Origin of the sequence: Streptomyces sp. NPDC060198 (genome assembly GCF_042728415.1) — a bacterium.
In the GTDB taxonomy this organism is placed as follows: Bacteria; Actinomycetota; Actinomycetes; order Streptomycetales; family Streptomycetaceae; genus Streptomyces.
Window position 1 is genome coordinate 1 of record NZ_JBHWZJ010000510.1, and the last position, 4,075, is coordinate 4,075.

At 70.2% G+C, this 4,075-nt stretch carries 3 protein-coding genes; 1 reads left to right on the forward strand and 2 read right to left on the reverse strand.

The window, feature by feature from the left end; all coding sequences use genetic code 11:
- Nucleotides 1–41 precede the first annotated feature (41 nt).
- A complete protein-coding gene (locus ACFWEP_RS32570) occupies nucleotides 42–2,231 on the reverse strand; it encodes a S1 family peptidase (RefSeq protein ID WP_387375591.1) in 2,190 nt (729 codons plus the stop codon).
- Nucleotides 2,232–2,265: 34 nt separating this feature from the next.
- Nucleotides 2,266–2,772, reverse strand: coding sequence for a hypothetical protein (locus ACFWEP_RS32575; protein WP_387375593.1), 507 nt, complete (start codon nucleotides 2,770–2,772; stop codon nucleotides 2,266–2,268).
- Between the two features lie 391 nt (nucleotides 2,773–3,163).
- On the opposite strand from ACFWEP_RS32575, the gene ACFWEP_RS32580 reads away from it, so the two are divergent.
- Nucleotides 3,164–4,075, forward strand: a 912-nt coding sequence (locus ACFWEP_RS32580; protein WP_387375595.1) for an ALF repeat-containing protein, incomplete at its 3' end; no start/stop codon positions are given.

Consider the following 4,075-nt stretch of genomic DNA (forward strand, 5'->3'; position numbering starts at 1 on the left):
GTGTCCACCGGCCGCACCCCCCTTGTCCCCGCAGGGTCCGGCTACCGTGCCGCGTATCCGAAGTGGACGCCGGCGGCCGGAAGGCCACCGCTGCCCGGCTGGTACGTGGTCACCGATGCGATCGTGCCGCCGGCGGTCACGTTCGACAGCGGGAGCGCGTACAGGGTGCCGTGGGCGGACGGCCCGTACGGCATGCCCACGTAGAGGGCCGTGGACGTGTAGTGGATGTACTTTCCGAGGTACTGCTTGGCGCCGGGGGTGCCGGGAACGCCGTCGCCGTCACCCGTCTCGATCCACCGCTCGCTGTCACCGGGCGCTCCCAGGAGGGAGAACGTCGTGATCGCGCCCGCGCTCGCGGTGGTGCCGACCGCCTCGTCGGGGATGCCGACGGCCAGCTTCATGGTCGCCGCGGTGCTCACCGCGCGCGGCGCGGTGTTCACGGCCGTCAGAGCCTGACCGAAGTGGTCACCGGCCTCCGAGGTGCCGGAGACGTCGTCGTCGCCGGTGCCCGACTCGTAGGTGTTGAGCTGGCTGTAGCTGCCGTCCGCGCGGATCCGGAAGGACTGTACGAGGCCCGCTCCGGCCTTGGTCACGTCGTCGACGCTGAGAGCCTCGCCCGGTGAACCGACGGCCAGGATCGACTCCGTGGCCGCCGCCGCGCCCGACGGACGGTACGGCACCAGCGCCACCGAGGTGCCGAACAGGTCCCCGGCCTCGGCTCCGCCGCCGACCGTGTCCAGATCCTGGTCGAGCCCGAACAGCGGGGTCGGCCGGTCCTCGGAGTTCAGCGTGTTCGGGTCGAACACGACCAGGTTGCCGGCGTCGGCGTCGGTGTCGATCGCCTCGTGGGGCGCCGCGACGACGATGTGGTTCGAGTCGGCGGCGACGGCCCCGCCGAAACCGTCTCCCGGCTCGACCGCGCCCGGCACGTCGAGCCGGTCCTGGTGGATGACCACGTTGGTCGTGCCGTGGATGTAGACGGCCATGCCCGCCCCGGCGGACGTGTCGACGCCCTCGCCCGGAGCTCCCGCGATCACGAACGGCTCACCCGCGCGGGTGACACCGGCGGCCAGGGAAGCGCCCATGAGGTCACCGGTCTCGCTGGCGGACGCGCTCAGGGAGCCGTTGCCCGCACCCTGTTCGTAGTGCGTGTCCTTGACGGTGCCCGTGCCCAGGCCACCGGGCGCACCGTGCAGGATGTCGATCATTCCGGCGTCGGTCGCGGTGTCCAGGTCCTCGCCAGGTGTGCCGACGACCAGGTCCGTGCAGCCGTTCTCGTCGTAGTCGACCGTGGCCAGCGCCTGGCCGAACCCGTCACCGGCCTCCGAGCCACCGGACACCCAGTCCAGGTCCTGAGTGATCTCCTGGGTGCCCTTGCCGCCGCCGAGGACGACCCGCACCAGACCGGCGTCGGCGTCACCACCGACCGCCGCCGCCGGGTCGGCGACAGCGATGTCCTCGACTCCGTCGCAGTTGAAGTCGGTCACCGCGCTCTTGCCCACGGTGTCCGCCACCCAGGTGGCCAGGTCGTCCGCGCGTGCGGCGACAGCACCCGTGCGGGTCTCCGTCTCGCCCACGCAACCGCCCTGCCAGGAGCGGCTGTTGATGCCGACCAGCTCGGTGGTGCCGTTCGCCACGCGCAGCAGGGGGCCACCGGTGTCGCCCTTGCAGACGGAGCCGCCCACCCCGCTGACGTCGAGGTCGTCGGCGGAAACGGCGTTCACGACGAAGCCGGTGGAGTGCGCGGAGGTGGGTACCCACTCCGTCGCGGTACGGCCCCAGCCCGACGCCACCAGCTGTTCCCCCGCCGCGGGGGAGACGGTACCGACGGCGACCGGGGCGACCGTGGTGACGGGCCGCGACAGGCGGGCCAGGACCAGGTCCCGTCCGGACCGGGGCACGAGTTGCACCACGGCGCGGCTCGTGCCACCGACCGAGGCGGTGGTGTTCAGGGCGGGCTTGCCCGCGGTGACCGCGGGCGCGGCCGGGTCCTCGGCGAAACAGCTCGCCGCGGTCAGGATCCAGTCCGGGGCGACGAGGGCGCCGCTGCATGCGCGAGCGGTGTCGTCCGCCCCGAGAGACACCTTGACGGTGAAGGCGTAGGAGCCGGCAGGTACGGCGTTGCCCACCACGGCGTGCGCCGGGACGGTGAACAAGGCTGAGGCGAGGGCGACGGCGCCCGTGATCACCAGGCCCGGTGAAGTGAGCGCGTTCGTGCGCGAAAGGGTCACGTTTCTTGATTCCTTGATGCTGGGATCGGCCGGCTCAGCCGGTGACGCGGATCTCGACGAGCACGGAGCGGGCGCCGCCCACGGTGCCCTCGCCGACCGGCTCGAAGCCGCCCTCGGCGACGTTCACCGTGGTGGTGGCACCGTTCGCGGTCAGGTCGGCGCTGAACGGGTGGTCGCCGGTTTCCAGGGCGAAGACCCGCGGCAGCGACAGCGTCAGATAGCCGGACGGGGACGTCACGTCGAAGCAGTACTCGCCCTTGCGGTTGGCCCCGCTGTCGGCGACCGTCGACACCTTGATCTGGTCCGCCGAACCGTCGCAGGCGGCCAGCAAAATGTGACCGTCGCCTTTCTTCAGTTCGATCCCCTCCGACTGGAGAATTGCGGCAGCGCCCGGGTACTGGAAATCTTCAACCGCCGGGGGTGGGGTGTCCGAAGCGGCGGTTTCCGCCGAATCGGCTGCGGTCGCCATGGGGATGCCGATTCCGATCGCGGCGAGGCCGAAAATTCCGGCCATGGTCAGGCTACGGGCGCGGGAAAACACCGCACCCTCCTTTCAGGTGCAGCAATTTCATGTAGAAAGCTGCCCACAATTAGTCACCAGAAAGCCTAAAGAGGTGCACAAGTTAACCCCAACTCCCGTTCCAGTCAACGCCTTGTTCACCCGTGAAGCGCCAAGATCACCGGTTGGTCGGAAAATATCGCATACGCTCCGGGGCGTCCTTGCTGCACGCCTTTCGGTACCTTTCCGCGCTCTGCGGCCGAAGTGATCCGAAGGTCACTCTCCCCGTATGGCTTTCTTATCGGGCTATGGTCTTTATCTATCACCCGAACAAGGGTGCTGAATTCCGACATGACCAAAAGGTAGATATGTCATGAATAGAAGATGTTTCGGAAGGTCAGGTCGAGAAGGAATGCCACGGTGGAGACGGGCCGTGGTGCCGGCACTTCTGTCGCTCCTCATGGTCACCGGCGGCCTGAATGCCCACCCCGCCGCGGCCGAGGAGTCGCCGGCCGTCGACGGGCAGGCGGTCGCCGCGTCGGCCGAGGCGGCCGCGACGGACCGGGGCCAGGTCCTGGACTACTGGAGGTCCGGCGGACCCGGGGTCAAGGCCGCGGCCGAGGCCGCGCTGACCGGCAGCGATGCGGATGTGCAGGAGTTCCTGACCGTCGCCGGGGAACTGCTGCTGCAGGACGAGAGGGTCAGCGCCGCTCAGATCGCGAGCATCGGTGGTTCGGAACTGGTGGCCGCGGCACGTACCGCGCTGTCGGGGACACAGGAGGAGCTGGAGATCTTCCTGAGCTGGGGCTGGGAGGAACCCGCTCGGCAGGACAACCGGGTGCGGGTGGCCCAGGTCATCGACGCGGGCGGCCCCAATGTCCAAGAGGCCGGCCAGGCCGCGCTCGACGGTGGGCCGGCAGCGATTTCGAAGTTCCTCGAAGAGGGGCAGTACACCTGGCAGGAGCAGGACGACCGGGTCCAGCTCACCCAGGTCATCAGCGTGGGCGGACCGAACGTGCGGGCCGCAGGTCGCATCGCGCTGAGCGGAGGGCCCGACGAGATCCGGGAGTTCCTCGAAGTCGGCCAGTTCGTGGCGCGCAACAAGGACGAGGAGCACGCCACGATCGCCGAGCTGGCGGCCCGGGCGAAGGAAGCCGGGCGGCAGGCGGCGGTCGAGACGAAGGCGGCCCAGGCCGAGTCCGCCAAGGCCGTCGAAGCGGCGAAACTGGCGAAGGAGGCGGCCCAGCGGGCCGCGGCCGAGGCCGAGGCGGCCAGGGACGACACCCAGCGCGCGGCGAGTGCCGCGCAGCGCGCGGCGTCCGCGGCCTCCCAGGCGGCCAAGGCC